Genomic DNA, 23994 nt, shown 5'->3' with positions numbered 1-23994 from the left:
TATGAATAGAATTAAAAAACTTTTGCCATATTTAATGGTTAACATAATCTGTTTTTATTTGTTGACATTGTTAATGAAAGATACGGGCAGTGCAATGTTTATTTTATTATTTGTAATTCCTGTTATAACTTTTGTGAATGCAATAATATGTGGAAAGAAGAATTCTTTTGACATTCTTTACCCTCTTTTAGTTATGGCGATTTTTGTGCCTTACGTACTTGTTTATATGAATGAAAGTGCCACAATTTATATATTTATTTACGGTGCGATTTCGTTGATGGGATTAATTGTGGGTAGCAGATCGAGATAAGAGTGGGGAAAATTATGAACTGGATTAATAGTTTTGAGATTTTATGCTATTTTATCGTATTTGTCTTGGTTGTCGATATTTTGAAAAGCAAAAACTACAGAGAGCTTGGTCTTTTGATTTCGGGAGCTTTGGCTGGGTTTTGCTTGGAACTTTTGGCAGTGAGATTTACAGATATTTATCATTATAGCAATGATTTTTTCATTAGTATTGGTTTTTATCCGTATCAGTTTCCCTTTTTCGGAGGCCTGATGTGGGGAGGAATCAGCGTGTGTGCGCTTAGAATCGCAAACAAGTTTTCAATCAGCAATGTAATGAAGGCTTTGTTGAGTGGTTGGCTGATTGTGAGCATGGATTTGCTTTTGGATGTAGTGGCCATAAGGTTAAACGGAGGCTTCTGGGTGTGGGATGGGCGCCCAATCACTCTTGCTATCAATCATCATATGTTCATGAGCGTAATTTGGGTTAATTTTTTGGGATATATGTTTGAAGTGCCAGCAATTATTTTTATGACTTTGAAACAATGGGACAAAACTTCTGGCAAATCAGATCTTAACATCGGTAAATCGCTATTGATAGGAATTTGCGCAGTATTGTTCGTAGCGGTGGCAAGTGGAATTTCACTCGTTTTAGATAAAATAACTGATGAATGGTTTTCGTGCATTGCATTTTTGTTGATTTGGATTTTTATTTTTATAAAATTGATTTCAATTTTAATTAGTCATCACAAATCAATTACGTTCAAAAACAAAAAGGATTGGTCACTATTTGTTTTTTGGTTTAGTATATATGCTTATTGCATTGCGGCGCTTTTCAAGCTTAATATTATGAGTGCCAATTTTTTATACGCGTTTTTTACATTTTTCATTATGATAATGACGTTGGTTTTGAGTTTGATAGATATTGAAAATAATCATTAGGCATCTACATTTGTAGGTGCTTTTATTGTGGCTAAAATTACCATTTGAAACACAAATTGGGTATAAATAATACAACGAAAGTATATAGGAGTTTATTATGAAAAAATCGATAGTATCTAGAACTATTAAAACGGCTTTGGCTTCACTTTTGGCGATAATTGTCTCGCAAGAGTTATCTCTTGAATTTGCAGCTGCGGCAGGAATTATTGCAATACTCAATGTGTTTGATACGAGAAAAGCTACGATAGAAGGTGGCTTGAAGAGGACTTTGTCCGCAATAATCGCTCTTTTGATTGGAGGATTTTTATTTGAAAAATTAGGATACAAAACTTGGGTTTTCGGATTGTATTTGCTTTTATTTGTGCCTGTGTCTTTTTTGTTAACGATAGAGCTGGGGTTGGGACCTTCAAGTGTAATTGTGACACATTTATTGGCGTTCGGAAGAATTGACTCAGCTATTATTTTGAATGAAATGGCACTAGTGTTTATAGGGACAGGATTTGCAATGCTAACCAATTTCTACGCTCCTACAAGCCAAGATAGATTAAACAAGTTAATCGATAATATTGACGAAGATATGACATTCATTTTGAATTTGTTCGGCCAATCTCTGATAACACATTTAGATGTGAAGTTATACAAAGACAAGATTTCAAAACTTGATGAAGACATCGATAAGGCGATTGAAATTGCGATAATTGAAAATGATAATTTAATTGAAAATAGCAGAGATATACTGGACAATTTGCGTTTGAGAGATAGGGAGATGGATTTATTAGAAGAGATGTATCATGATTTGAAGACAATTCCTGCTGAATACTCAGATGGAAAATACATTTCGGATATTTTAATTGAAACTTCTGAAAATTTGAGAAATGGTGAAGAAATCACGAAAGTAAAAAATAGAATTGATTTTCTGAAAAATCATTTCAATATGATGAAATTGCCAGAAAGTCACGAAGATTTTGCTATTCGTTCTGCAATTTTTTAAGCGTTCAGAAGTCTGGATCAATTTGTGGATATAAGTATATATATTAATAATAAACTTAATAAGAAAAAAGGTAGAGGGTGATTATATGTGTGAAGGAAAGAATGAGGAGCTGATTTTCAAGGAAAAGCTAGAGGAAGCTGTGGAGAGTTTTGGCAAGGGTAGCCAAGAGGGAGCGAAGGTTTCTATTAGAAATTGCCAGGATTTTTTTGGTTGTGTTTCGATTAGTCACCAAAAGCAAATAGCAGACGCTTTTGATATTGATGAAAAATACATCAAGACGATTATTAAATTCATTCCATCTATCAAAGAATCAAAGGTTGAATACGAGATTGTGTGCTGTTCGGGACCGAGATGTGCGAAGAACGGTTCGATGGAAGTGTTGATGACGGTGAAAAAAGAGCTTGGAATGGATTTTAATGAAACATCTGCTGATGGAAAAATTCGACTCAGAACTCAAAATTGTTTCAAAAAATGTAAAGATGGCCCCAATATTATGATTAATGGCAAATTCTATCACCACATGAATGCGGATAAAACAAAAGAAGTTCTGGAAAAAATCAAATAAATTCTAATTGGAGCTAGTTGATTTCTAGCTCTTTTTTTATGAAATCTGATAGAATATAGTTAAGAAAATCAAGCGAGGTATTTATGAATAAATTATGTTTTATTGGCGCTGGGAATATGGGATCTGCGATGATTTCTGGCGTTGTGAAATCTAAGTTAATAGATAGAGATAAAATTTTTGTTTCAAATAAATCTGAGAAGAAATTAAACGATTTGAAAGAAGAATTGAAAGTGAACACGACTACTGACAACAAGAAAGCTTGTGTAAATTCTGATGTTGTAATACTTGCAGTGAAGCCACATATTATTCCAACAGTTTTGGAAGAAATCAAGGATAATATTAATAAGGAAACTATTGTGATTTCTGTTGCAGCAGGGGTTAATATTTCAGATATTGAAAAAATTTTGGGAAAAGACCACAAGATTTTGCGTGTGATGCCGAACACGCCATGTCTTGTCGGGGAAGGAATGTCTGCGATTTGTCCGAATGAAAATATAAATGATGATGATTTGAAAATCGTGACGGATATTTTCAATTCGTTTGGAAAAAGCGAAGTAATAGACGAAAGTTTGATGGACTGTGTGATTGGAGTTAGCGGATCGTCTCCTGCATATGTGTTTATGTTTATGGAAGCGATGGCTGATGCAGCTGTACAAACGGGAATGAAACGAGATATGGCATATAAATTCGTCGCACAATCGGTGCTTGGCGCTTCTAAAATGTTAATGGAAACTCACAAACATCCAGGAGAATTGAAAGATATGGTGTGTTCACCAGCAGGAACGACAATTAAGGCTGTGGAAGTTTTAGAAAAATACGGGCTTAGGAATGCCGTCATTCAAGCTCAGCTTGCCTGTGTTGAAAAAGCACGTGAAATGAGTGCAAAATAATTTACAATGACTTTACAATAATGTAGTGTATGAAATTGTTTGTTATTTTTTAACATTTCATGGTGCAAATTATAGGTCTGTGTGATATAATATATTGTAAATTATTTTAGTGGGGGCAAAATGATGAGCGTTATTGATATTTCAATAAATTTCATAAAAAAGCTTTTTGATTTGAGATTTACAAATCACGATCTAAGCCTTATCAATAAATTGAGAGGCAAATTGATAGCTATTTTTGCGTCCAATAAAAAAGTGTATAATTGTCAAAAAATTTAGGAGAATTCTATCTAGAATTCTCTATTTTTTTATTTTAGGAGGGTATTATGGAAAAATTGTACGAAGGTAAAGCAAAGGAAGTTTATTTAACAGAAAAGGCTGATGAATATATCATCAGATACAAGGATGATGCAACAGCTGGTAACGGTGAAAAGAAAGCTACAATTGCTGGTAAGGGCGAATTAAACTTGGCAATCACTACTATGATTTTTGAAATGCTAGAAAAAAACGGCATCAAAACTCACTACATCGAAACAATCAACAATACTGATATGAGAGTTAAAAAAGTTACTATCATGCCACTTGAAGTTATCGTTAGAAACATCACTGCAGGTTCTTTTGCAAAAAGATACGGCGTTGAAGAAGGAAAAGTTTTAAATCAACCAACTTTCGAATTATCTTACAAAGATGATGATTTGGGAGATCCATTGATGTGCGAAGACCACGCAATTGCTCTTGGAGTTATCACAAAAGAAGAATACGACTATTTAAGAGAAGAAACTTTGAAAATCAATGAATTACTTAAAGAATTTTTCTTAAAAATTAACTTAAAATTAGTTGACTTCAAAATAGAATTCGGTAAAACTGATGACGGACAAATCTTATTAGCTGACGAAATCAGCCCAGATACTTGCAGATTGTGGGATAAAGACACTAACCAAAAATTAGACAAAGATATTTTCAGAAGAGATTTGGGAGATTTGACAGAAGGCTACAAAGAAGTTCTAAATAGAATGAGAGGCTAGGATGTGTGGAGTTATAGGGATATATTCTAAGTCCGAAGTTAATAAGAAATTATTTTTCGGACTTAACTCCTTACAACACAGAGGACAAGAATCCTGTGGTATCACCGTTAGTAACGGTGAAAACCTACATAGAGAAAAAGGCATGGGACTTGTTATCGATGTGTTTAAGGAAGAAAATTTGAATAATTTAGTCGGTAATGTAGGAATTGGACACGTAAGATATTCGACAGCTGGTGGTTCTCACGATTACAACACTCAACCATTGATGGCTTTTGCTAAAGGAATTGAAATGAGTTTGGCACACAATGGAAATCTTATCAACCATCAAATTTTAAGAACTAGACTTGAAGAAGATGGCGTGATGTTCCAAACGGCGATTGACAGTGAAGTTATTTTGTATTTGATTGCTAGATATTACAAGGGAGACATTGTCGAAGCTATCAAAAAAACAATGAAACTTATCAAAGGAGCCTACGCTGTTGTGTTGTGCTTGAAGGATAAGCTTGTAGCATTTCGTGATCCTTTGGGGATTAGACCTCTTGTTATGGGGAAAAATGATGAAGATGTTGTGTTTGCATCTGAAAATGCAGCAGTAGAAATCGTCGGAGCAACTGAAATCAGAGATGTTAAACCAGGAGAAATAATTGTCGTAGACAAAGAAGGAGCAAATTCTTCGATGTATACAACAGATGAAGCACCACGTCATTGTTTCTTTGAATATGTGTACTTCGCAAGAGAAGATGCCACATTAGATGGAACAAATGCATACAATTTTAGAAGAAGATGCGGAGAATATTTGTCACAAGAATCTCCATGTGATGTTGATTTGGTAGTTCCAGTTCCAGATTCAGGTATTCCATCAGCGATTGGCTACGCGCAAAAAACAGGAATTCCTTACGCACAAGGTTTGGTAAAAAACAGATACATGGGAAGAACATTCATCAAACCAACTCAAAAAGAAAGAGAAATGGCCGTTAAGTTGAAACTAAATCCACTAAGACATGTATTAAAAGGAAAGAGAGTTGTACTTATAGATGATTCCATTGTAAGAGGAACTACAAGCGCTAATTTGATTCAAAGAATTAGAGAAGCTGGTGCGACAGAAGTTCACATGAGAATTACATCGCCACCTGTAAAATTCCCTTGCTATTACGGAATCGATACTCCTTCAAGAAAGCATTTGATTGCTGCAAACATGGATATCGAAGCTATCCGTGAAAAAATCGGGGCAGATAGCTTAGCGTTTATTTCAATGGAAGGAATGGTAAAATCCAGCAGCGACAAAATCGACAAATTCTGTAAGGCTTGTTTTGATGGAGATTATCCAGTAGATCCGATAGTTATATAGGTGATTAAATGAATATTGCAGTTTTTATTTCAGGTACTGGTACCAATTTGAAAGCTCTGTTGGATGCAAAAAAAGACAATTATTTCAAAAGCGATATTGTTGTTGTGGTTAGTAACAAAAATGCAGCTGGTCTTGGTTTTGCAAGAGATTTCAACGTGGATACTTTGGTTTCAAAAGATGACGAAGAAATCATCAATTGTTTAAAATCAAAAAATGTAGATTTGATCGTGTTGGCAGGTTTCTTGCCTAAAGTTTCAAAGAGAATTATAAATGAGTTTACAATTGTAAATATCCATCCATCATTGCTTCCAAAATACGGTGGCAAGGGATGTTATGGAATCCATGTTCACGAAAAAGTTTTTGCTAATAAGGAAAAAATTAGCGGTGCAACTGTGCATTTCGTGAATGAAAAATTAGACGATGGAGATATTTTACTTCAAAGGTCTGTGGATATTTCTGATTGTAAATCGGAAGATGAGATAGCAAAGAAAGTTTTGAAAATAGAACATGGCATTTTAAAAGATGCTATAAAAAAATTGGAGGAGAGTTCATGCGTGCATTAATTTCACTTACGGATAAGACAAATGTTGGAAAATTAGCAAAGAGTTTACAAGAATTGGGATATGAAATCATATCTACAGGTGGTACTTACAAGGAAATCGAAAAATCTGGAGTAAATGTAATAGACATCTCCAAGGTTACAAATTTTCCTGAAATTTTGCAAGGCAGAGTGAAGACTTTGTCACCATACGTTCACGGTGGAATTTTGTATAAGAGAGATAATGAAGAACACAAGAAAACTGTAGAAGAATTGAACATTCAACCAATCGACATTGTTGTGGTTAATTTGTACGATTTCCAAAACGCATTAAAAACAGGTGACCATGACAACATCGTTGAAAACATCGATATCGGTGGTCCAACTTTGATAAGAAGTGCCGCAAAAAATTACAAGGACGTTTTGGTTGTAACAGATCCGTCTGATTACGACGAACTTATCGACAGATTGAAAAACGACAACGTGGATAATTCATACAGAGAAAAACTAGCAATGAAGGCTTTTAGTTTGACAGCTTACTACGATTCTGTGATTTCAAGATATTTCCAAGAACAAGTTGGAGAACGTAGTGACTACAGAACTTTTGGTTTCAAAAAAGAAGAAGAACTTAGATACGGTGAAAACTCACATCAAAGTGCCAATCTTTACATAGACCCATTTGTAAACGGCAAATTGACAGATTGCGAGGTTATTCACGGAAAAGCAATGAGCTTTAACAATTACAACGATTTGAATGTTGCAGTGGAATTAGCAGACGAATTGGGTGCAAATTCTTGTGTTGCATTGAAGCACCAATCTCCATGTGGAGTTGCAATTGCAGACAGCGTTTCTGAAGCGTACCACAAGGCTTACTTGGCAGATTCAACTTCGATTTTCGGTGGAATTATCGCCATCAATGGAGTTGTAGATGAAAAATGTGCCGAAGAAATGAGTCAAATTTTCTTGGAAATTATAGCTGCAAAAGATTTCGATGAAAAAGCGCTTGAAATTTTGACTAAAAAGAAAAACATCAGACTTGTTAAGATAAAATTCGACAACGATTCAGTAAAAGAAGACATTAAGTATTTGAACGGAAAAGTTTTAATCCAAGACAAGGACTTCGGTGTTGACGAATACAACGTAGTTACTGACGAAAAACCAAGTGATGAAGATAAGAAAGATTTGGAATTTGCCATGAAAGTGGTTAAATTCACAAAATCAAATGCAATTGTACTAGCAAAAGATTCTCACACTTTGGGAATTGGTGGAGGACAAACATCTAGGATTTGGGCGTTAGAAAACATAGCCAACAATCACCCGGACGTTGATTTTTCAGGATGCGTATTGGCATCAGATGCATTCTTCCCATTTTCTGACTGCGTAGAATTTGCACACAAATTAGGAGTAAAAGCTATTATTCAACCAGGTGGAAGTATAAAAGACCAAGACTCCATCGATAAATGCAATGAGTACGGAATTAGCATGGTGTTCACAAAAAACAGACATTTCAAACATTAAAAATTGGGAGGTTTTATGAAAATTTTAGTTGTAGGTTCAGGTGGCAGAGAGTTCGCGCTTGGACGTAAAATAAAATCTTTTGATGAAAATAGGAAAGTTTTCTTCGCACCAGGCAATGCTGGAACTGAAGATATCGGAGAAAACGTAGATATTCAAGCAGATGATTTGCAAGGTCTGCTTGAATTTGCAAAGAAAAATGAAATAGACTTCACAGTTGTTGGCCCTGAGAATCCATTGTGCGACGGAATTTCAGATTTGTTCGAAGAAGATGGTCTTAAAATATTTGGACCTGTAAAAGAAGCTGCGGAATTTGAAAATTCAAAATCATTTACGAAAAAATTCTTAGAAAAATACGACATCAAAACAGCGAAGTATTTGGAAAGCAAAGATTATGATGAGTCTTATGATTTTGCAAATAAATTGTTGGAAGAAAATGGCAAAGTTGTCGTTAAAAGAGATGGCCTTGCAGCTGGAAAAGGTGTCTACATTGTAGATAATTCTGATGATTTGAAGGAGATTCTGCAAGATGTTCTAGAAAAAGACAACATGGTTGTCATCGAACAATTTCTCGACGGATTTGAAATGAGTTTGTTGTGCTTTACTGATTCTAAGACGATTCTTCCACTTCCAACTGCGAAGGATCACAAGAAGATTTTTGAAAGAGAAATGGGAGCAAACACTGGTGGCATGGGAACTTATGCTCCAAATGTCGAGGCAGAAGTATTTGTAGATAGAATCAAAAAAAGCGTTTTGGACAAAATTCTCACAGGATTAAAAGAAGAAAACATTGATTTCAGAGGATTGTTGTTCATAGGATTTATGATTACTGATGATGGAATTTACGTGTTGGAATTTAATGCGAGATTTGGAGATCCTGAAACTCAAGTCGTGCTTGAACTTATCGACAATGATTTGCTCGATATAATGATGAAAACAAGCGAGGGGAAATTATCCGATGTCGATTTAAAAATAAATGACAACAAGGCGCTTTGCGTTGTGCTAAGTGCTGGTGGATATCCAGATAGTTATGACAAGGGCGATGAGATTACAATATCCAAGATGGACAGCGTTGTAGTTCATGCAGGAACGAAAAAAGTCGACGGCAAAATCGTCACAAACGGCGGTCGTGTGTTAAATATTGTAAATTCTAAGAAGAATTTCGATGATGTTATTAAGGCTTGTTATGAAGATATAGAAAAGGTGGATTTTAAAAATATGTATCACAGAACTGATATTGGTCCTAGAGTTAAAAGAGTTTATGTCAGAAAAAAAGATGAATACGATTATGAATCTAAGGAAAAGAAAAAGCAAATTGAAAACTTACTTGGAATTGATTTGGATAAATTCGTAATTTACAAGAGATACGATTTGGAAATTAGCGATGATAATTTGGGAAAAATTGTCTACACTGTCCTTAGCGAAAAATCTGTAGATGATGTGTTCTATGGAGAAGATGCGTTGAAATTACAAGCTGATATGAAAAACGCAATCGCTGTAGAATATTTGCCAGGACAATTCGACCAAAGAAAACAAGGTGTGCTTGACACAGTAAGCTTGATTTTGGATGAATATGTCGACTGCAAGACTTCGACAGTTTACGAAATCGAAGGCGCCAGCAAACAAGATTTGGCAAAAATCGAAAAATATTTGGTAAACCCTGTTGACAGTCACAAGGTTAATTTGCTTGGTATTCCAACAACTTTGAAACAAGAAAATCCTAAGAATTTGGAAAACGAAACATACAAAAATTTCAGAGATATGAAAGATGATGAGCTTCAAAAATTCGTCGACGATCACTCATTGGCGATGAATGATGAGGATTTGAAGTGCATCAGAGATTATTTCAAATCAGAAGACCGTGATCCAAACGAAACAGAAATCAAGATTTTGGATACTTATTGGTCTGACCACTGTAGACACACAACGTTCAACACTTTCTTGGACATTGAATTCAATGCAAAAACAAAACTTGATGAAGCAATTCACAACAGTTTTGAAGAATATTTGAAAGTCAGAGAAGAATTAAAAATAGAAAAACCAATCAATCTTATGAGTTTTGGAACGATTTTGTCCAAATACATGAGAAGCAAAAACGAGTTTGATGATTTGGAAATTTCATCTGAAATCAACGCTTGTTCTGTAAAAATCAAAGTTCGCGTGGAAGTTGATGGTGCCTATGAAACAAGAGATTATTTGTTGATGTTCAAAAACGAAACACACAATCACCCAACAGAAATCGAACCATTCGGTGGCGCGAGTACATGTTTGGGTGGAGCAATCAGAGACCCACTAAGCGGTAGAGCATTCGTTTACCAAGCTATGAGAATTACAGGAGCAGGTAATCCTCTTACTTCATTGGAAGATACGATGGATGGAAAGCTTCCACAAATAAAAATCACACAAGAAGCTGCGAAGGGATATTCTTCTTACGGAAACCAAATTGGTTTGGCAACTGGATTTGTAGATGAGATTTATCATGACGGATATGTTGCTAAGAGATTGGAATGTGGAGCTGTAATGGCAGCTGCGCCAATTGAAAATGTCAAAAGAATTGAACCTGAAAAAGGAGACATCGTAATCTTACTTGGCGGAAGAACTGGACGTGACGGAATTGGTGGAGCGACAGGTTCTTCAAAGAGTCACAAAGTTACAAGTATCAAAACAGAATCTGCACAGGTTCAAAAAGGTAACGCACCTGAAGAAAGAAAAATCCAAAGACTTTTCAGAATTCCTGAACTTGCAAGTTTAATCAAAAAATGTAACGACTTTGGAGCAGGTGGAGTGAGCGTTGCGATTGGTGAGCTTCACGATGGTGTAGATATTTATTTGGACAGAGTTCCATTGAAATACAAAGGTCTTAAACCATTTGAAATCGCAATCAGTGAATCACAAGAAAGAATGGCGTGTGTAATCGCCAAGAAAGATTTGGAAGAATTTGTAAAATACGCAGACGCAGAAAACATCGAAACGACTGTTGTTGCAGACATCACAGACACTAACAGAATGAGAATGTTCTACGACGAAGATTTGATTGCAGATATCAGCTACGATTTCATCAACACAAATGGTTCAGACAGAAACGCTGAAGTTGAAGTTGTATCAGAAGATGTTCCAGAAATTTTGACTGGAAAATCAGACGATGCCGACAAGTTATACGAAAAAGTAAAACAACTTAACATCACATCCAAGAGAGATTTGATCGAAATGTTCGACTCCACAATCGGAAGAAACACTGTTATCAATCCAATGGGTGGTAAATTACAATTGAATCCATCACAAGCGATGGTTGCAAAGATTCCAACAATGGATGGAGTTATGAAAACTGTATCTATGATGAGTTACGGATTTGACGCTGATTTGTCGGAACAATCTCAATACTTGGGAGGATACTACGCAGTTGTAGAATCAATCAGTAAACTAATCGCATTGGGTTCTGACAAAAACTTAATCAGATTGACATTCCAAGAATATTACGAAAAAATGCTAGACAAAAAAATCTGGTCCAAACCATTGAAAGCATTACTTGGAGCGTTCACTGTTTCCAAATATTTTAAAGCAATGCCAATCGGTGGAAAAGACAGTATGAGTGGAAACTTCGAGGACATCAAGGTTCCACCAACAATGATTTCATTTGCAGTGACTCACGAAGATGTGGACAATATCATTACAAATGATTTGAAAGGTAAGGGTAAAATCGGTCTTGTCAAAACTGTTTACGAAGAAGATGGAACATTGAACCTTGAAAAATTAGAAGAAAATTTCGATTTTATCACAGAACAAATCAGAAAGAAAAATATTATTTCCGCGATTGCATTGGACAAAAAAGGCTTGTTGGCAAATATATTTGAACAATCTGTAGGAAACACTGGATTTAATATCAAATTTGATAATTTGTACAACCCAATGTACGGAAGTTTCGTAGTTGAATACATCGATGACGACGAAAACATCGAACACATCGGTGATTTTGCAGATGAAATTATCGTAAATGATGTTAAATTAGATTCAGAAAAATTACTAGAAGGCTACACTACAGTCTTAAATAAAGTATTCACACCAAAAGAAAAAATCGAGTACAAACCAATAGAAAACAAAAAAATCGAACAACGTAGAATGAAATCCAAGAAACCAACTGATACACCTCACGTTGTAATCTTGGCAGCTCCTGGAACAAACTGTGAATGGGATACATTGAATGCGTTCAAAGAAAATGGAGCAGATGGAGAAATTGTTCTATTCAAAAACAGAAACCAAGAAGATATATTGAATTCTATTGATGTTTTGGCTGAAAAAATTAGAAAAGCGCAAATATTTGCCATTCCTGGAGGATTTTCACTAGGAGATGAGCCAGACGGATCAGCTAAGTTCTTGGCAAATATCCTAAGAAATGAGAAAATAAGTAGTGCGATAGATTATTTGTTGAACGAAAACGACGGATTGGTAATTGGAATTTGTAACGGATTCCAAGCATTGGTGAAGACTGGACTTCTTCCTTATGGAAAAGTTACATCACCACAAGAAGATGATCCAAACTTGACATTCAACACAAACAGAAGACACATTGCGACATTTGTAGACACTTTGTGCTTGACTAATAACAGTCCTTGGACAAATGGAATCGACTTGAACAAAACTTACAGAATGCCGATTTCACACGGTGAAGGAAGATTTGTAATCAAAGAAGACAAACTCCAAGAACTTTTAGATAATGAACAAGTTTTCTCCGCTTACAAAATCTCTCCAAACGGATCAGACTATAATATCGAAGGAATTTTATCCAGAGATGGTAAGATTTTGGGAAGAATGTGTCACACTGAAAGAATCGCAGACGATTTGTACAAAAATATTTACGATATCGACAAGCAAAATATTTTTAGAAATGCAGTAGAATACTTCAAGGAGAAATAATGAACAACGATATTTACCAAAGTCCATTAAACACGAGATACGCAAGCCACGAAATGAGCCACAATTTCAGCTCTCAAGTTAAGTTTGAAACTTTCAGAAGATTGTGGTTGGCATTGGCGAAATCTGAAAAAGAATTGGGACTTAATATTACAGACGAACAAATAGAAGAATTGCAAACGCACATTTCAGATATTGACTTTGACAAGGCTGCTGAATACGAAAAAGTTCTTCGTCATGATGTAATGGCTCACGTGAAAACATACGGTGAAGTGTGTCCAAACGCAGCTGGAATTATCCACTTGGGAGCGACAAGTTGCTATGTAACTGATAACACTGATATTATAGTGATGAGAAATGCTCTTGAAATCGTAGAGAAAAAGTTAGCGATTTTGATTAAACACTTGTCTGATTTTGCAATTAAATACAAAGATTTGCCAACACTTGGCTACACTCACTACCAACCAGCACAATTAGTGACGGTTGGAAAGCGTGCGACTTTGTGGATTCAAGATTTTCTTATGGATTTGGAAGAAGTCATCTACAGAAAAGAAAATTTAAAATTGAGAGGAGTAAAGGGAACTACTGGAACTCAAGCATCATTTTTAAAACTTTTCGACAATGACCACGACAAAGTAAAAGAATTGGAAAAGAAAATCGTAAAGGAAATGGGATTTGACAGCGCGGTTAGCGTGAGTGGACAAACATACACAAGAAAAATCGACTATCACGTGCTTCAAGTTCTATCATCAATCGCACAATCAGCTCACAAAATGACAAACGACATCAGACTTTTGCAAAACAGAAAAGAATTGGAAGAACCGTTTGAAAAAACACAAATCGGTTCATCAGCGATGGCTTACAAGAGAAATCCAATGAGATGCGAAAGAATCTCATCGCTTTCAAAATACGTGATGAGTTTGGTTCAAAACCCACAATTTGTAGCAAGTACTCAATGGCTTGAAAGAACGTTGGATGACTCTGCAAACAAGAGAATGAGCGTTCCAGAAAGCTTCATGGCTGTGGATAGTATTTTGGAAATAGCAATCAACGTTACAGACGGACTTGTTGTTTACGAAAACCAAATCAAAGCACACGTTAATGAAGAATTACCATTTATGGCGACTGAAAACATATTGATGGAAGCTGTAAAACGTGGCGGCGACAGACAAGAACTTCACGAAAAAATCAGAGAATATTCAATGGTTGCAGGTAGAAGAGTAAAAGAAGAAGGACTAGACAACAATTTATTAGAATTATTGGAAAAAGACGAAGCTTTTAATCTTAACAAAGACGATTTGAATTCACTTTTAGACGGCAAACTTTATATTGGAAGAAGTCCAGAACAAGTGGTTGAATTTATCGAAGAAGACGTCAAACCAGTTATTTCAAAATACGACACAGAATACTCTGTTGATTTGAAAGTTTAAAAATATTAGAAATGCACATGGCTTAGTAGGCTGTGTGCATTTTTTTAGTTGATTATATTAAATTTATACGATACAATGAATTCAAATATAATTAGTAGGTGAAATATGGAAAAATTTAAGAAAATATTTTTGATAGTCCTATTGATAGCATTGACAGTCGGATTAATGGTATTTGTTCCTTATGATTCAATCAGAAACTTGGTACAAAAATCTGGCCCATGGGGAGCAGTTGTGTATATTTTATTGTTCACAATACTTCCAATTGGTTTTTTTCCAGTGCCAGCATTAGCGTTAATCGGTGGAGTTAGCTTCGGACTTGTTAAGGGAAGTATTTACACAGTTATAGGAGCATCGATGAACTGCTTGCTTATGTTTGAACTTTCTAGAAAAATTGGACACGATTATGTTGTTAAGATGATTAATGAAAAATTCTCCGAAAAAAATAGGGACAGAATACTAAATGCACCAGATTCAAAACTGTTCACTCTTTTGTTCATTTGCAGATTGATTCCGATTATTCCATACAATCTTATAAATTACGGATTTGGATTGACGAACATAAGCCTGTCCAAATATATGTTTGCATCAGTTCTTGGAATAATTCCTGGAACACTTGTGTATTTGAATTTGGGAGATAAAGTGTTGAATGTAGGATCCAAGGAATTCTACCAAGCGATTATTTTGGTAGTAGGACTTACTGTTGTGAGCTTGATAATGGCTAAAATAATCGACAAAAAAGACAAGGAAAAGCAAAAAAATTTGAAGTGATTTGATGAAAAGGGAGTAGTAGCTAAATGTCCTAAAAAAGTAAAGTGAGTGAGACCTAAAATATATCAAAGTATAACTCATTTCGTCTCGCTTACAAAAATTTGAAAATTCTAATCTCGAAATTCTAAAATTCAAAACTCGCTTACGCTCAAACAGTTGAATTTTTTACGAATTTCTCGATTGAATTTTATAAAATTTTTTCCAGAGGACTCACTCGTTATACTTTGATATAAATTAATTCATCTCGTTTAATAAAAACAAACCAAAAAAAACCGCAATGCTTACAGTATGAGCTATTGCGGTTATTTTTATGAATTAAAAATTCTCTTCTAAGTATTTTTTTGTGAATTTTACGAAATCTATAACTGGCTCTGAGAGTAAAGAGTTGGAACGATATACAAGATAGAAGTGACGTACCGATTCGAAATCGTCGATTTTGAAAGAAATCAATTGATTATTTGCAACTTCTTCTTCTACTGAAAGTTTACTCATAATTGATATTCCCATTCCACTTCGAATGCATTGCTTCAAAGTTTCTGTGCTATTTGCTGTTCCAATCAAATTCAGTGAATTCTTGCTGATTCCTAAAGCGTCTATCATCTTCATAGATTCCTTTAATGTTCCAGAACCTTGTTCACGAAAAATTATTGGTTCCTTCAAAATAGAACTTATCTTGACATTATTTTTCTTCAATGCATTATAATAATCGTTATATGGTGTGACTACTACTAACTTATCGCTTAGAACTTTTTCAAAGGTAAGTTCTTTATCCATTGTAGTCATGCCTACAATTCCAATATTGATTGAACCATTTATAACTCCGTCAATCGTAGTTAAACTATCTGATTGAATTATATTAACCAAAGTTTTGATGTGAGATTTGTGATATTTTGTTAAAAGAGAAGGCAGAATATAGGTTGCAGGAACAGAACTTGCACCGATGTTAAAAGTAGTTAGACTTTTTTTTGAAAAAGAATCCTGCATGCTTTCCATAATCCTTGAAATAGCCTTAGCGTAGTTGTAAAATTCTCTTCCTTCAGGAGTAAGCTCTAACTTTTTAGTTGTTCTTTTTAATAATTCTGCATTAAGTTCATTTTCAATTTGTTTGATGTGGGTGCTTATCGTAGGCTGTGTAAGATAAAGTCTTTTAGCAGCTTCAGAAAAACTATCCCATTCCACAACAGTTATGAACGTTTCTAATTGTTTTAAATCCATAATATCTCTCTCTTCGTGGTATTTAATATATATATTTTATCATATACCTTTTATTTTACAAAATACGCAAATACTTTGTAGTAATATACCCAATTGTAAATAAATTTAACAAACGATTTACTATTTATAGGAAAAATCTATAAGTAATTTAAAACTACAAAATGTTAATAAATCAATATTTGTAAGATAATTTTTAGAATATAAATGATAAAAATTTGCAAAAAGTTAAAAAAACGGCGTTATTTATAGAAAATTTCAATTAATGAACTAATGATATTTATGATAAAATAATTTGTATGTAAAAAGTAAATAATATTAGAAACATTAAATATTTAAGAGGGAAAATATGAAGAAAATTTTGAAAATTTTACAATTGGTAGCGGCAGTTATTTTAGCATTAATACCAAAAGTTATCGCAAAACCATGCAAAGTAATGCCAGGCAAAATGCCAATGAAATGCTTTCACATGTCAAATGCGGTATTTGTCATAGCAATAAGTATCGTGATTTTATTAATCATAGCATATATCATTAAAGACGAAAAAATCGAATGGGGAATTAATATCGCAGTTCCAGTTTTAGCTATTGATTTATTCTTATTAGCAAAATTTGTAATAGGTGGTTGTAAACACGCAGGTGCCGCTTGTCAAATGAAGACAATTCCAGCAGTGTCAATCTGCTCGATAATCCTTGCAATAATTTCAATAGCTTATCTTGTGGTATTGAAGAAGAGTATCAATGAAAGATAAACTTTACCTTAAAAACTGGATGTCATCAAATCCTGTCAGAACATTTATAATAGTTTTGATTATGGCGATAGTGTCTGCACTTTTGTTTGTAAGCATGTATTTTTCAATTGGACTTAACAATTCAATTGATAATATGAAACAAAGATTGGGCGCAGATATGATGATTGTTCCAGAAAAAAGTGGCAAAGAACAGGAAGCATTATTCGTATCTGGTAAACCTTCTGAGTTCTACATGAAAAATGATGTGCTTGATAAAGTACAAAAAGTCAAAGGAGTAAAACAAGCAGCTCCACAATTGTACATTGCGACTCTTCAAGAATCTTGTTGTTCATTCCCTGTCCAAGCTATAGGAATTGATTTTGAAAAGGACTTTACAATTAAACCTTGGATGAAACAAGATGTAAAGGAATTGAAAGACGGAGAAATTTTAATCGGAAATAATGTGAGTGTAGTTGATGCAAACACATTGACTTTTTTCGGCAAAAAATACAAAGTGAAATCAAAATTAATGAAAACTGGTCTTGGATTTGATAATGCAATATTCATGAATTTTGATACGGCGAAGAAAATGCTACAAGATTCTGTTAAAGTTCATCCACAAAAATACGTTCCAAATTCTGAAATATCTTCAATTTTAATAAAAAAACAAGATAATGCAGATAGTGAACAATTAACAGTTAACCTTATGAAATCACTTAGAGGTACACACACTATGGTTGTCATGAACAAAAACTTCGTAGACAATCTATCCAAAGAAATGTTCTCTCTTATGAAATATTTGAAAATACTACTAACATTTACATTGATAATGGCAATAATCGTATTAATTTCGATATTTACAGTTGATTTCAAAGACAAAGAAAAACAAATGGCAACACTTAGAATACTTGGTATAACAAAGAGTAAACTAAAATCCATTATCCTAAAATACTCAGTAGTACTATCATTTATTGGGGCAGTAATAGGAATTGGATTATCCATACTCACAGTGAAGCTATTCTCCGGTCAAATCGAGAAATCTTTGGACTTGGCATTTATGAGCGTTAATGCAAAAGAAATACTAATTATTTCGGCGATAACATTATTAGTTGTAGTTGTAATTGCCTTAATCACGCAAATATTCAACGTAATCAAAATATCCAAAGACGAATTAGCGCTAACATTGAGAGGTAATTAGATGGAAATATTGAAAATACAAAATTTATCAAAAAGCTACCTTATCAATTCTGATAGAAAAAACGAAGTACTAAAAGATGTAAACCTAACTGTAAATGAAAATGACTATATCGCGATAGTCGGAGCAAGTGGCGCAGGTAAAAGTACACTTCTAAATGTGATTTTAGGTTTTTTAAATTACGATGAAGGAAGCGTACAAGTTTTCTCCAAAGAAGTAAAAGATTTTACAGATGAAGAAATATCTGATCTTCGCTCCAAGAAAATATCATTTGTACCACAAGATTTGATAGTATTTCCAGCGCTAACAGTTAAGGAAAACTTGGAAATGAAAGCAGACATTTCAGGCGTGGATAATTTTGATTATGAGAAATTCATCAAAAAATACGACATGGAAGAACTTCTTCAACTAAACAGCGCTAAGAACTTATCTGGGGGAGAAATCAAAAAATTAATGATTCTAAGGGCGTTAATTAATGAACCAGAGCTATTAATACTAGATGAACCAACAGCTAACTTGGATGAAGAATACGTCGACAAATTCTTGGACTTGCTCGATGAATTGAACAAAAAAACAACACTAATATGTGTAACACACGATTCAAGACTCAAAAACAGAGCGAAAAAAGTGTACAAATTATCGGGGAAAAATTTATCTGAATAAAATATAACTGATCTTCAAAAGTTATAAGACTTAGAAGGTCAGTTTTTTTATTGTGATCATTGACAAGTTAATTTACTAAGAATAAAATCTAATTGAGAGAAAAAGGTAAAATAAATGAAAATATTAGAATCTACACAAAAAGATTCACTTATTGTCATAAAAATGGCCACGAAAATGCGGCAAAACCAAAATGAAGACGAATTAGAAGAATTTAAAGAAATTCTACAATTAGATTAAGAATCAAACAGTATTACTTGTTTCAAGAAAGGTTTATAATAAGGAGAAGATATGGAAATATTTAAAATACTTTTACCTTTGATTATAGTAGTGATATTAGTCCTAATCGTCATCAAAAAATCGAAAAAGCAATCAGATAAATCCGATGATAATTATATGTCACTTGGAATGGCGTTAGGAATGATGCTAGGCGCGGGTTTCGGAACTGCTTTTGGGAAAGACAACATCGCGACTTTTATATCGATCGGTATGCTTTTGGGTATGGTTATAGGAATGAGCATAACAAAAAAATAAATTTATACGTAGAAGACACCAGTAAGAAGGTGTCTTTTTTGTGTACACAATAAATATGTGTAAAATATTTGTAAAAATATCAAAAATTAGTATAAATAGCTTATTTTTCACGAATAATCGGGTATAAATATAAATAAATACACGTGCAATTAAAGTGAGTGAAAGGAAAAGCAGTGAGGAAAAAATACAGGGATAAATTTACCAATCCCGAAATCGTAAAACGAATTAAACAAATAGAAAATTCTCCACAAATGCAATCAAAACTACATTCAGTAAAAAATGGAATGAAGAATAACATCATTAATCCATTTGTATTAGTTATAGGTGCCATATTCGGATTTATTGCATTAAGAGCGATGCTAGATATTTATTCGCTTCTTGTAATGGCTGCTATAGTGTATTTTTGGAACAAATATTCAAAACAACGAAGAAATGAACTTGCAAACTCCTACATTGATAATTTCCTATTACCAGTGTTGAATGAAATCTTGCCGGATACAACAATTGATTATTCTAAGAAAATTGATGTGAAAGTAATGAAAAGGCTGGTTCCTGATTCTCAGTATTATTTTGGAAACTGCCACATAGTATTTGGTGATGATTACAAAACAGAGTTTTCCAATATGCAAGCATATACAGAAACTGAAGATAGCGAAGGACACACACGACAAATTATCGATTTTTGTGGACAGGTTTTGATGGCCAAATTTGACACTAAAATAAATGGACACATAAGAGTAGTACCCATAAAAAAAGGTAAAGTACTTGGGTTTAGAAATCATGGAAACTACGGCAAGAAAACAAAAATAGAAAAAGGAATTGAGACGGAATCCCTGGAATTCAACAACTCATACGCAATATATTCAACAGATGATTTCTACACAAGATTAATTCTAGATCCTAAAATTATAGAGTTATTGAACGATTGGAAAGAAAAAATGAGAGTGTGCTTATACATGAATGAACAATACATCTCCGTATCATTCGAATCGAATGTGTTTTTATTTGCATTACCACAAACGAAAAAACAAGTTGATGAATTGTCGCTTTCAACAGAATACGAAAAAGTTAGAGAAAAATTATCAGGATTTTACTCTTTAATAGATATAATAGGTGAAAAATTATAAGGAGAAATTATGGACAGATTTTTAAATTCGGAATTCACAGCAATTGGAATAATTGCATTAATCATTTTTATAGTATTAATTTGGTGGGTAAAAACATCGAATAGATTTAACCGATACAAAGTCGTTATAGACGAATCCAAGAAAAACGTGGATATAGCATTAGCCAAAAGATACGACACAATTTGTGAAATGATAAAAGTAGCCAAATCATACGCAAAACATGAAAGCTCAACTTTTTCGGATGTAATTAAGCTTCGACAAAATGCAAATATCAAAGAATTCAACTCCGCAATACAAAATCAAGACCGTGAAATCAGCAAAATATTTGCACTTGCAGAAGCCTACCCGGATCTTAAATCGTCACAAGAATTCATCAATCTACAAGATGAAATTAGCGACGAAAATGAACAATTAGCCGCTGCAAAAAGAATCGTAAACAACAATATCAGCATAATAAACCAAGAAATCGTGTCTTTTCCAAAATCAGTTGTCGCAAAATCTAAAGGGTTGAAAGAAATGGAATTTCTTAAAGAACAAAACATAGACGTCAAAAGGTCAATAAATGAATTCGACTATGATGTAAAATAATTGAATAGGTAAAAATATAGGGGATAACTTCTGGGATTGTAACGATCTTGGAAGTTTTTTTTGAGTAAAAAAAGAAGGGTAGTACAGAGAATAATGTATGAAATTACAAGTCTTAAGGTAAGAGATGTATATTTGTGGATGGAGAAAAATATGTTCCACAAGAAAATGTTGATTCATTAAAAAATCTTATAAAATAACACACAAAAATCAGAGCTGATTAAAAAGCTCTGATTTTTTAATGAGTAATTTTAAATTCTCCTTTGTCACAGATATTGTATCATATCCGTGACAAAAACTTTATTTCTTCCTATAATCGCAAACTTTAGCAAATCGCAATGCTTTTGAAATAACTTCAAAATCCAAGAAATCAGTCGTGAAGATTTCTCCATCGACGTTGACCATTAATTCCTTTTCGAATTTGATACTTCCTTTAGTCAATTTTTGAAAATGAATAAGGGGATGTGACAGATGAGCACCTTTTTTGTATTTGAAAATCAAAGGAATTATCTTGTACAATGGCATTGTTTCTGCCAAGCACATTTCCAACACTCCATCGGTCAAATTTGCATATGGTGAAGGATTGAACCCTCCTCCGTAGAAACCACCATTGCAAATGGCTCCTAAAAGATAATATCCTTTCAAATTCACATCTCCGTTTTGTCCGTTACTTGTACTAGATTCCAGCTTGTATTTTGGAATTTTAAATATATTTTGAAAAACGGCAAGAGGGTATGCATTTGCCCTGAGTTTTGGGTTTTTCTTCAACAAATTATATGCAGAATTTAAAATCACTGTATCAAAACCGAAACTTAGCACGTTCACACAATATCTTCCATTGACTTTGATTAAATCGATATCGTCGATAACGGGCTTGATTGTGTTTTCGATTTTGAAGTTTGAATAATCGAAATTCTTAGAAAAATCATTCGCTGTTCCCAATGGAATAAGTCCCACGCTGAACTTAGCATTGATTTCTTTCATTTTATTTATTACTTCGTTTAATGTTCCATCTCCTGAACACACATACAAAACGACGTCCGAACAATCACAATATTTTTGAACGATTTCACAGGCGTGGTTTTTGTGTTCTGTTTTTATTATTGTATATTTCAAATTATTGCTTGAGTAACACTTCACAATTGAGTGCTCTAACTCTGAGAATGAGCCTGCTCCAGCCTTGCTACTCAACAAAAACACGTATTTCATTTAATCACCATTCATATTATAATATAAACATAAATTGCTGTACATAGAATTTTACAAAAAGGATGATGTCATGAATAAATTTGTTTATAATATAATTTACGTGCTGATAGTTGTAGGACTTATAGCATTATTCGAAAGAATTTTTAGAAATAGAAAAGACAATCCGACGCTCAACAAAATTTACAAAATATTAGTGGTGATTTTTTGGATAATTGCTACTATCGTCACAGTCTTGCTGTACTGGGCAGGTTACGGATATTTCAAACAAGGAAATTCGTCAGTTGCAGTAAAGCTTTTTGTATTTGGAATTTTGATGACTGTAAGCGTTGGTTATAAGATTTATACTTTGATTGGAAATAAAAATGAAAATAATTAATGAACTTAAATCTCTACAAGATTTTAAATATCGTGATTTTCAAGCAAAACTAATTCCTAATATCGACAAGTCAACGATAATTGGAGTTAGAATGCCTGATTTGAGAAAATTAGCCAAGAAAATAGATGAAAAACAGGCACAAATTTTCATGAAAGATTTGCCACACACATACTACGAAGAAAATATGCTTCATTCTATTATGATTTCTAATATGAAAAGTTACGACGATTGTATCAATCACCTGGAAAAATTTCTTCCGTTTATAGATAATTGGGCAGTATGCGATTGTATTTCGCCAAAAATTTTCACCAAAAATACCGATAAATTAATCGGAAAAATAAAATTGTGGGCACAATCCTCTCACACTTACACCATTAGAGTGGCGATTTGCCTGTTGATGAAATATTTCTTGGATGATGAGTTCAAGGTAGAGTATTTGAAAATAGCGACTGATATCAGAAGCGAAGAATACTATGTAAATATGATGGTTGCGTGGTTTTTCGCGACAGCATTGGCAAAACAATGGGACGATGTTATATTCGTGCTGGAAGATAATTTGCTGGAGAGTTGGACACACGATAAAACCATTCAAAAAGCGAGGGAAAGTTTCAGAATAACACCAGAACAAAAACAATATCTAAAATCGTTAAAGAAAAGGAGATAAGATGCGAAGAAAAGATCGTGAAATTACAAGTTTTGAGGAACAATTGAAGATAATAGATTGGTGTGATGTCGTAAGGCTTGGGCTTGTGGATGATGATGGCTATCCGTATATTTTGCCGCTGAATTTTGGGTATGAAGTGATTGATGATGATTTGGTGTTGTATTTTCATGGAGCGTTGGAAGGATACAAATACGAACTCATAGACAAAAACAACAAGGCATCTTTCGAGATGGACACAGGTCATGATTTGTATTCTGATAGAAAAATAGGATACTGCACGATGAATTATTCGAGCATAATGGGAAAAGGAGTCGTAGAATATGTGACAGATGCTGAGGAAAAATTCAGAGCGTTGACCGTGATGACTGATAAATATCATACAAAACATTTTGAATTCAATCCAAAAGCAATTCCAAGAACTAGAGTTTTTAAATTAACAGTCACATCTATGACTGCGAAGCATAAAGAAATGAAAAGATAAACTTATAAAACACAAAGAC

Annotated in this window: 23 protein-coding genes; 21 read left to right on the top strand and 2 right to left on the bottom strand. The window is 33.8% G+C overall.

Features of this window, described 5'->3' with window-relative positions; genetic code table 11:
* Position 1: 1 nt before the first annotated feature.
* The 12 genes from GKG01_RS07925 (at position 2) to GKG01_RS07865 (ending at position 15202) form a co-directional block, all read left to right on the top strand.
* Entirely contained in the window at positions 2-310 is a 309-nt protein-coding gene (locus tag GKG01_RS07925; RefSeq protein ID WP_154272002.1) for a hypothetical protein, read from the top strand.
* Between the two features lie 14 nt (positions 311-324).
* Positions 325-1227 (top strand): carotenoid biosynthesis protein, encoded by a 903-nt coding sequence (locus tag GKG01_RS07920; RefSeq protein ID WP_154272001.1) that lies wholly within the window; start codon positions 325-327, stop codon positions 1225-1227.
* Between the two features lie 97 nt (positions 1228-1324).
* Positions 1325-2218: an aromatic acid exporter family protein gene (locus GKG01_RS07915; protein ID WP_154272000.1), complete on the top strand. Its 894-nt coding sequence runs from the start codon at positions 1325-1327 to the stop codon at positions 2216-2218.
* An 85-nt stretch (positions 2219-2303) separates the two neighbouring features.
* On the top strand, positions 2304-2783 hold the full coding sequence (locus tag GKG01_RS07910) for an NAD(P)H-dependent oxidoreductase subunit E (RefSeq protein WP_154271999.1): 480 nt from the start codon (positions 2304-2306) through the stop codon (positions 2781-2783).
* 83 nt (positions 2784-2866) lie between these two features.
* Positions 2867-3673, top strand: coding sequence for a pyrroline-5-carboxylate reductase (gene proC / locus GKG01_RS07905; protein ID WP_154271998.1), 807 nt, complete (start codon positions 2867-2869; stop codon positions 3671-3673).
* Positions 3674-3996: 323 nt separating this feature from the next.
* A complete protein-coding gene (purC, locus tag GKG01_RS07895) occupies positions 3997-4695 on the top strand; it encodes a phosphoribosylaminoimidazolesuccinocarboxamide synthase (protein WP_154254858.1) in 699 nt (232 codons plus the stop codon).
* A 1-nt stretch (position 4696) separates the two neighbouring features.
* A complete protein-coding gene (gene purF / locus GKG01_RS07890; RefSeq protein WP_102164336.1) occupies positions 4697-6043 on the top strand; it encodes an amidophosphoribosyltransferase in 1347 nt (448 codons plus the stop codon).
* Between the two features lie 8 nt (positions 6044-6051).
* The gene (locus GKG01_RS07885) at positions 6052-6606 is read left to right on the top strand and encodes a phosphoribosylglycinamide formyltransferase (RefSeq protein WP_154271997.1); all 555 of its coding nucleotides are present in this window, start codon (positions 6052-6054) and stop codon (positions 6604-6606) included.
* The gene (gene purH / locus GKG01_RS07880) at positions 6594-8099 is read left to right on the top strand and encodes a bifunctional phosphoribosylaminoimidazolecarboxamide formyltransferase/IMP cyclohydrolase (RefSeq protein WP_154271996.1); all 1506 of its coding nucleotides are present in this window, start codon (positions 6594-6596) and stop codon (positions 8097-8099) included. The genes GKG01_RS07885 and purH overlap by 13 nt, the downstream gene beginning before the upstream one ends.
* A gap of 15 nt (positions 8100-8114) precedes the next feature.
* Positions 8115-13007 (top strand): phosphoribosylformylglycinamidine synthase, encoded by a 4893-nt coding sequence (locus GKG01_RS07875; RefSeq protein ID WP_154271995.1) that lies wholly within the window; start codon positions 8115-8117, stop codon positions 13005-13007.
* Entirely contained in the window at positions 13007-14434 is a 1428-nt protein-coding gene (gene purB / locus GKG01_RS07870; RefSeq protein WP_154271994.1) for an adenylosuccinate lyase, read from the top strand. The genes GKG01_RS07875 and purB overlap by 1 nt, the downstream gene beginning before the upstream one ends.
* A 105-nt stretch (positions 14435-14539) precedes the next feature.
* Complete coding sequence (locus GKG01_RS07865) at positions 14540-15202, top strand: TVP38/TMEM64 family protein (RefSeq protein ID WP_154271993.1); 663 nt, start codon at positions 14540-14542, stop codon at positions 15200-15202.
* A 315-nt stretch (positions 15203-15517) separates the two neighbouring features.
* On the opposite strand, the gene GKG01_RS07860 is transcribed toward GKG01_RS07865, so the two are convergent.
* Positions 15518-16417, bottom strand: coding sequence for a selenium metabolism-associated LysR family transcriptional regulator (locus GKG01_RS07860; RefSeq protein ID WP_094204309.1), 900 nt, complete (start codon positions 16415-16417; stop codon positions 15518-15520).
* Positions 16418-16763: 346 nt separating this feature from the next.
* On the opposite strand from GKG01_RS07860, the gene GKG01_RS07855 reads away from it, so the two are divergent.
* From GKG01_RS07855 to GKG01_RS07830, 6 genes are all read left to right on the top strand, one after another.
* On the top strand, positions 16764-17165 hold the full coding sequence (locus tag GKG01_RS07855; protein ID WP_154271992.1) for a DUF4418 family protein: 402 nt from the start codon (positions 16764-16766) through the stop codon (positions 17163-17165).
* Positions 17155-18342 carry an FtsX-like permease family protein gene (locus GKG01_RS07850; RefSeq protein WP_154271991.1) on the top strand — a complete coding sequence of 396 codons (1188 nt, stop codon included), beginning with the start codon at positions 17155-17157 and terminating at the stop codon, positions 18340-18342. The genes GKG01_RS07855 and GKG01_RS07850 overlap by 11 nt, the downstream gene beginning before the upstream one ends.
* On the top strand, positions 18343-19002 hold the full coding sequence (locus GKG01_RS07845) for an ABC transporter ATP-binding protein (RefSeq protein ID WP_094206200.1): 660 nt from the start codon (positions 18343-18345) through the stop codon (positions 19000-19002).
* A 288-nt stretch (positions 19003-19290) separates the two neighbouring features.
* Positions 19291-19533 carry a DUF2700 domain-containing protein gene (locus GKG01_RS07840; RefSeq protein WP_154271990.1) on the top strand — a complete coding sequence of 81 codons (243 nt, stop codon included), beginning with the start codon at positions 19291-19293 and terminating at the stop codon, positions 19531-19533.
* Between the two features lie 173 nt (positions 19534-19706).
* Positions 19707-20660 (top strand): DUF3137 domain-containing protein, encoded by a 954-nt coding sequence (locus GKG01_RS09310; protein WP_347233100.1) that lies wholly within the window; start codon positions 19707-19709, stop codon positions 20658-20660.
* Positions 20661-20669: 9 nt separating this feature from the next.
* Positions 20670-21248 carry a LemA family protein gene (locus tag GKG01_RS07830; protein WP_154271989.1) on the top strand — a complete coding sequence of 193 codons (579 nt, stop codon included), beginning with the start codon at positions 20670-20672 and terminating at the stop codon, positions 21246-21248.
* A 297-nt stretch (positions 21249-21545) separates the two neighbouring features.
* Here GKG01_RS07830 and GKG01_RS07825 read toward each other — a convergent pair whose 3' ends face one another.
* Positions 21546-22454: a YegS/Rv2252/BmrU family lipid kinase gene (locus tag GKG01_RS07825; protein WP_154271988.1), complete on the bottom strand. Its 909-nt coding sequence runs from the start codon at positions 22452-22454 to the stop codon at positions 21546-21548.
* A gap of 70 nt (positions 22455-22524) precedes the next feature.
* Between GKG01_RS07825 and GKG01_RS07820 the strand changes: the two genes are divergently transcribed.
* Genes GKG01_RS07820 through GKG01_RS07810 form a run of 3 tightly spaced genes read left to right on the top strand, consistent with a single transcriptional unit; the run spans position 22525 to position 23975 of the window.
* A complete protein-coding gene (locus GKG01_RS07820; protein ID WP_154271987.1) occupies positions 22525-22830 on the top strand; it encodes a hypothetical protein in 306 nt (101 codons plus the stop codon).
* Positions 22817-23494: a DNA alkylation repair protein gene (locus tag GKG01_RS07815; protein ID WP_154271986.1), complete on the top strand. Its 678-nt coding sequence runs from the start codon at positions 22817-22819 to the stop codon at positions 23492-23494. Before GKG01_RS07820 ends, GKG01_RS07815 begins: the two co-directional genes overlap by 14 nt.
* Before the next feature lies 1 nt (position 23495).
* On the top strand, positions 23496-23975 hold the full coding sequence (locus GKG01_RS07810) for a pyridoxamine 5'-phosphate oxidase family protein (RefSeq protein ID WP_154271985.1): 480 nt from the start codon (positions 23496-23498) through the stop codon (positions 23973-23975).
* The last annotated feature ends 19 nt before the right edge of the window (positions 23976-23994 follow it).

The sequence above is a fragment of the Finegoldia sp. BIOML-A4 genome (genome assembly GCF_009679635.1).
Lineage (GTDB): Bacteria > Bacillota > Clostridia > Tissierellales > Peptoniphilaceae > Finegoldia > Finegoldia magna.
The sequence above is the reverse complement of the archived record's forward strand: the minus strand, read 5'-3'. Positions and strand labels throughout refer to the sequence as shown.